6 protein-coding genes are annotated in these 5,965 nt (G+C 61.2%); 4 read left to right on the top strand and 2 right to left on the bottom strand.

From position 1 onward, the window contains the following. Window positions 1–112 precede the first annotated feature (112 nt). Entirely contained in the window at window positions 113–1,453 is a 1,341-nt protein-coding gene (locus F8N49_RS24715) for a HAMP domain-containing sensor histidine kinase (protein WP_151552988.1), read from the top strand. A 214-nt stretch (window positions 1,454–1,667) separates the two neighbouring features. Here the strand turns inward: F8N49_RS24715 and F8N49_RS24720 are convergent, their stop codons facing one another. Further along, complete coding sequence (locus F8N49_RS24720; RefSeq protein WP_151552990.1) at window positions 1,668–2,234, bottom strand: nitroreductase family protein; 567 nt, start codon at window positions 2,232–2,234, stop codon at window positions 1,668–1,670. 121 nt (window positions 2,235–2,355) lie between these two features. Here F8N49_RS24720 and F8N49_RS24725 point away from each other — a divergent pair, with 121 nt between their 5' ends. Further along, entirely contained in the window at window positions 2,356–3,810 is a 1,455-nt protein-coding gene (locus tag F8N49_RS24725; RefSeq protein WP_024012066.1) for a TrkH family potassium uptake protein, read from the top strand. On the opposite strand, the gene F8N49_RS24730 is transcribed toward F8N49_RS24725, so the two are convergent. Further along, on the bottom strand, window positions 3,767–4,828 hold the full coding sequence (locus F8N49_RS24730) for an AraC family transcriptional regulator (RefSeq protein ID WP_202883387.1): 1,062 nt from the start codon (window positions 4,826–4,828) through the stop codon (window positions 3,767–3,769). The two genes, F8N49_RS24725 and F8N49_RS24730, sit on opposite strands and share 44 nt — an antisense overlap. A gap of 165 nt (window positions 4,829–4,993) precedes the next feature. Here F8N49_RS24730 and F8N49_RS24735 point away from each other — a divergent pair, with 165 nt between their 5' ends. Continuing rightward, window positions 4,994–5,305 (top strand): DUF962 domain-containing protein, encoded by a 312-nt coding sequence (locus tag F8N49_RS24735; protein WP_016771135.1) that lies wholly within the window; start codon window positions 4,994–4,996, stop codon window positions 5,303–5,305. 14 nt (window positions 5,306–5,319) lie between these two features. Then, window positions 5,320–5,910 (top strand): HD domain-containing protein, encoded by a 591-nt coding sequence (locus F8N49_RS24740; RefSeq protein ID WP_056783723.1) that lies wholly within the window; start codon window positions 5,320–5,322, stop codon window positions 5,908–5,910. Window positions 5,911–5,965 lie beyond the last annotated feature (55 nt).

The following is a 5,965-nucleotide window of genomic DNA, read 5'->3' on the forward strand; positions in this document are numbered from 1 at the left end:
GCGAGCCTGCTCGCGAAGGCGGTGTGTCAGCCAGCGAAGGTTTGACTGACACTACGTCTTCGCGAGCAGGCTCGCTCCCACATTTGAACGGTGTAATTTTCGAGGAGTTTCTGTGCGTTCACTGTTCTGGCGGATTCTTGCGAGCTTCTGGCTGGCCATCGCTCTGGTAGCCGGGCTGTCGATTCTGCTCGGGCACATGCTCAATCAGGACGCGTGGATTCTCAGCCGCCATCCCGGCCTCAACACGCTGGCGGCGGAATGGACGCAGACTTACGAAACCCAGGGCGAAGAAGCCGCGCAGGACATTCTCGAACAACGCAAACGTCAGTATCACATCGACGTTCAAGTGCTCAACGAAACCGGCGATCCGGTGGTGCGTGGCACTTTCCCGCGCCGCGCCGCAGCATTCGAAGCGCGCCAGAACAACGATGACCGCCGCTTGCCGTGGCGGCGTCTGACCGACGAAATCACCAGCGAAAAAACCGGTGATACCTACCTGTTCATCTACCGCATCCCGCACCCCGAACTCGACGCCTGGCACCGCGAAAGCCTGCTCTGGCCGCTTAGTGCGCTGGGCATCGCGCTGGTGGTGCTGACCCTGTTCAGTTTGCTCGTGACTTTCTCCATCACCCGCCCACTGAGTCGCTTGCGCGGCGCGGTGCATGATCTGGGGCAGACCACATATCAGCAGAACAGTCTGGCGAAACTGGCCAACCGCCGGGACGAATTCGGCGTGCTGGCCACCGATTTCAACCGCATGGGCGCGCGCCTGCAAAGCCTGATCGGCAGTCAGCGCCAATTGCTGCGCGATGTCTCCCATGAACTGCGCTCACCACTGGCGCGCCTGCGCATCGCGTTGGCCTTGGCCGAGCGGGCCAATCCTGAAGAACGCGAGAAACTGTGGCCACGGCTGACCCGCGAATGCGATCGGCTGGAGGCGTTGATCAGTGAAATTCTGGTGCTGGCGCGAGTTGATGCCGACAACGCCAGCGCTGAAGAAGTGGACCTGAATGCGTTGCTCGCCACGCTGCAAAAGGATGCGCAGCTCAGCTCCCCCGAGCAGCCCGTGCGCCTGCAAGCCGAGCCGCAGTTGAATCTCAAAGGCTGGCCGACGATGATCGAACGCGCGGTAGATAATCTGCTGCGCAACGCCCAGCGCTTCAACCCGAGCGATCAGCCGATCGAATTGCACGCTACGCGGCAGGGAGAGCGGATTGTCATCAGCGTGCGCGACCACGGGCCGGGGGTGCAGACCGAACATCTGAGTCAGTTGGGCGAGCCGTTCTACCGGGCGCCGGGGCAGACCGCTGCCGGGCATGGCCTGGGGCTGGCGATTGCCAAACGCGCGGCGGAACGGCATGGCGGCACGCTAACGCTGGCCAATCATCCGCAGGGTGGCTTTGTGGCGAGTCTGGAATTGCCGCTGATACCGGGAGTCGTGGTCCAGCCCTGAAAAAGCCCCTCACCCCAACCCTCTCCCGGAGGGAGAGGGGGCCGACCGAGTTGTCTGCCGTTGTGCATCGACCTTATGGATTCGCAGAAACTAGACGTCCGGTATCCCGACGCTGGATTCAGCGAAGGTCGCTCAGGTCGGTGTAATTCCAAAGCATCCCCCAATCAGTCCCCTCTCCCTCTGGGAGAGGGTTAGGGTGAGGGGCTTGTGATCTTCAGACTTTACCGGGCCAGGCGCTGACAAACTCAGCCAGATCAACCTTCTCCGCCACCCGCGGCTCCTTCTGCGGCGTGCCGAGATAGAGAAACGCGATCACTTCCTCGCCTTCCACCAGTCCCAAGCCTTCGGCCACATGCTTGGAGTACGCCAGATCCCCGGTGCGCCACACCGCGCCAATCCCCTGCGCATACGCCGCAAGCAAGATACCGTGGGCCGCACAGCCGGCCGTGAGCAGTTGCTCGGCCTTCGGGTATTTCACGTGTTCCTGCAATTTCGCGATGACCACAACCACCAGCGGCGCGCGCAGTGGGCCGTTGCGGGCCTTGTCGATCATCGCTTCGCTGACTTCGCCGCTCTGCTGGCGGGCCGCCTCGGCCAGCAACTCGCCCATTTGCTCACGCGCTGCGCCTTCGACGGTCAAAAAGCGGTACGGCTGCAAGTGCCCGTGATCCGGGGCACGCAGGGCCGCGCCGAACAGGGCTTCGCGCTGCTCGGCAGTGGGGGCCGGTTCGACCAGTCGGGGAACGGAAACACGGTTGAGCAACGCGTCGAGAGCCTGCATCGGCCACCTCCTTTGAAAAATGTGCGGCTATTCTAGCTTCATCTGCGCAGCGCCTGCCGGTTTACATGCCTTGCCCCACAGGTAGAATGGCGCCCTTCTCCCACCAGCCCGAGCGGATTTCATGGCGTTGCCGACCTTACGGATCATTGGTTTTATCATCGGCATCTTCCTGATAACCCTGGCTGTGGCCATGGTCGTGCCGATGGCCACGCTGGTGATTTTCGAGCGCACCAGCGACCTGCCGTCGTTCCTCTGGGCGAGCATGATCACATTCGTCGCCGGCCTCGCTCTGGTGATACCCGGCAGACCCGAACACATTCACCTGCGCCCGCGCGACATGTACCTGCTGACGGTCAGCAGCTGGCTGGTGGTGTGCATTTTCGCCGCGCTGCCGTTTCTGCTGACCCAGCACATCAGCTACACCGACTCGTTCTTCGAAAGCATGTCCGGCATCACCGCCACCGGTTCCACCGTGCTCAACGGCCTGGACAACATGTCGCCGGGGATTCTGATGTGGCGGTCGCTGCTGCACTGGATCGGCGGCATCGGCTTTATCGGCATGGCGGTGGCCATTCTGCCGCTGCTGCGCATCGGTGGCATGCGCCTGTTCCAGACCGAATCCTCCGACCGTTCGGAGAAGGTCATGCCGCGTTCGCACATGGTGGCGCGGTTGATTGTGGCGGCCTACGTCGGTATCACCATTCTGGGCAGCCTGGCGTTCTGGTGGGCGGGGATGAGCCCGTTCGATGCGATCAACCACGCGATGTCGGCGATTTCCACCGGTGGTTTCTCGACCTCTGACCAGTCGCTGGCCAAGTGGACGCAACCGGCGGTGCACTGGGTGGCGATCGTTATCATGATTCTCGGCAGCCTGCCATTCACCCTGTACGTGGCGACGCTGCGCGGCAACCGCCGTGCGTTGATCAGGGATCAACAGGTGCAGGGTTTGCTGGCAATGTTGCTGGTGACCTGGCTGGTGCTCGGCACCTGGTACTGGTGGACCACCAAGCTGCATTGGCTGGAAGCGCTGCGGCATGTGGCGCTGAACGTGACCTCGGTAGTCACTACCACCGGTTTCGCCCTCGGCGACTACAGCCTGTGGGGCAACTTCTCGCTGATGCTGTTTTTCTATCTGGGCTTTGTCGGCGGTTGCTCAGGTTCGACGGCGGGCGGGATCAAGATTTTCCGTTTCCAGGTCGCCTATATCCTGCTCAAGGCCAACCTCAATCAGCTGATCCACCCGCGCGCGGTGATCAAGCAGAAGTACAACGGTCACCGCCTCGACGAAGAGATCGTCCGTTCGATCCTGACCTTCTCGTTCTTCTTCGCCATCACCATCTGCGTGATCGCCCTGCTGCTGTCGCTGCTCGGGGTCGACTGGATGACCGCGCTGACCGGCGCCGCCAGCACCGTGTCCGGCGTCGGCCCGGGTCTGGGCGAAACCATCGGCCCGGCCGGCAACTTCGCGACGTTGCCGGATGCGGCGAAGTGGATTCTGTCGTTCGGCATGCTGCTCGGCCGACTGGAGATCATTACGGTGTTTGTGCTGTGTATTCCGGCGTTCTGGCGTCATTGACCGCGTCCGGCACCTGCGTCAGGCGCAAGCGGTACTCGCCGGGCGTGGTGTCGAACCAGCGGCGAAACGCGCGGAAGAAGTTGCTCGGGTCGGCAAAGCCTAGCAGATAGGCGATTTCCAGTAAGGTCATGCTCGGTTGCGCCAGATATTGTTCGGCCAGTTCACGGCGGGTGTCGTCGAGCAATTGCTGGAAACTGGTGCCCTCCTCCTGCAAGCGCCGCTGCAAAGTGCGCTGCGACAGGTGCAGCGTCTGCGCCACGGTGTCACGCTTGGGCTCGCCCTGGGGCAACAAACGACACAGCACCTGGCGTGCCCGGTGTGTCACGCGACTCTCGGAGAACCGCGCCAGATATTCCCCGGCAAAGCGATCATGCAACAGCGCCATGGCTTCGTTGGCTGTCGGCAGCGGCGCCTCCATATCGGCCCGTTCGAAGATCAACGCGTCGTATGGCGCGTTGAACACCAGCGGTGCGTGAAAGGCTTCTTTATAAGGTTGCAGATTTGTCGGCTGATCGCCCTGAACCAACACTTTGACCGGGTGCAGCGGACGCCCGGTCAACCAGCCGCACAGCGCCAACGCGCAGGCCAGTGACGCTTCGGCGCTCTGCCGGGTCGGCGGTAGATGATCGCCGTGCACGGTGAGAATAAGCGCGTAACCTTCGTCGAGCAGGCGAAAACTCAGGTCAGCGCTTTCGGCAATGATGCGTTGATAGCGCACCAGACGCTGGAAGCCTTCAGCCAGGGTATTGCTCGACATCAGCGCATAGCCGGCGACATGAAACGAGGCCGGGCGCACCACTTTGCCCATGTTCAGGCCGATCGCCGGGTTGCCGGACACCTCGACCGCGCGCTGCCAGAGCCGGGTCATGGAGTCCTGCGGGAAACGCGCATCCGGATCTTCCAGAGCACTGAAATCCAGCCCCAGTTGCTTGAACAGAACCCGGCAATCCAGGCCGTCCATCTCCAGTGCTTTGACAATCCCCATCGCCCAGCTTGCAGAAGTCGTTCGTTCGCTCATGGTTGTTATTCTTTTACATGACGGGCTGCAGATAACCGCCCTATTTGCGAAGGATACTAAAGTGGCGCCGATTGTCACTGGCCCACGCCAATGATCACTCTAGACTCAAATAAGCTCCCCGCCGAACAACTTGTCGCCAGAACAATCACCACAGAGAGCGCGGTCGTGGAAAACATCAAGCAGTTCAACAGCTTCGCCGAGTTCTACCCGTATTACCTCGCCGAACACAGCAACAGCACCTGCCGTCGTTTGCATTTCATCGGCACTTCTCTGGTCATCTTCATTCTCGCCCTGAGCATCGCCAAAGGCGCCTGGCTGCTGTTGCTCGCGCTACCTCTGGCCGGTTACAGCTTTGCCTGGATCGGCCATTTCTTTTTCGAGAAAAACCGCCCGGCGACGTTTCAGCATCCGCTGTACAGCCTGCTCGGCGATTTCGTCATGTACCGCGACATGATTCTCGGTCGCGTGGCGTTCTGAATGAGGGTCTGCCAATGAATGCCCATGCTCGCTTCACCCATATGAAGGACGGCACCGAGGAAGACTGGGCGATTATCGCCGCCGATTTCAGTGCCTATGCCAGACAGCTGCCGTCGAGGATCCTCGCGCATCTGAAGCTGCTTGAGGGCGACTTCGGCGGTTTCCCGGTGGATCGCCTGACCCACTCGTTGCAAACCGCGACCCGCGCCTTTCGTGACGGGCGTGACGAGGAATACGTGGTCTGCGCACTGTTGCACGACATTGGCGACACCCTCGGCTCCTACAACCATCCGGACATCGCCGCAGCGATTCTCAAGCCGTTCGTGAGTGCGGAAAATCTGTGGATGGTGGAGAAGCACGGCATCTTTCAGGGCTATTACTTCTTTCATCACCTGGGCATGGACCGGCACTTGCGCGAGCAATTCAAGGATCATCCGCAGTTCCACGCCACTGCCGAGTTCTGCGCCAAATACGACGCGGCGGCGTTTGATCCGGCGTATGACACGCTGCCGCTGAGCTTCTTCGAGCCAATGATGGAAAGGCTGTTTGCGCAACCGAAGAACTCGATCTACAAAGCCGCGATGCAAGAACACAGCCCCGCTTGATGTTGTTTGTTCTGCCCTCATCGCTGGCAAGCCAGCTCCCACAGGGTTCTGTGCC

This window comes from Pseudomonas sp. GXM4, from assembly GCF_008923895.1.
GTDB lineage: Bacteria > Pseudomonadota > Gammaproteobacteria > Pseudomonadales > Pseudomonadaceae > Aquipseudomonas > Aquipseudomonas atacamensis.

Bases quoted from the DNA above. Each gene is read 5' to 3' on its own strand.
- F8N49_RS24720 (WP_151552990.1), bottom strand. From the start codon at position 2,234: ATGCAGGCTCTCGACGCGTTGCTCAACCGTGTTTCCGTTCCCCGACTG.
- F8N49_RS24725 (WP_024012066.1), top strand. From the start codon at position 2,356: ATGGCGTTGCCGACCTTACGGATCATTGGTTTTATCATCGGCATCTTC.
- F8N49_RS24730 (WP_202883387.1), bottom strand. From the start codon at position 4,828: ATGAGCGAACGAACGACTTCTGCAAGCTGGGCGATGGGGATTGTCAAA.
- F8N49_RS24740 (WP_056783723.1), top strand. From the start codon at position 5,320: ATGAATGCCCATGCTCGCTTCACCCATATGAAGGACGGCACCGAGGAA.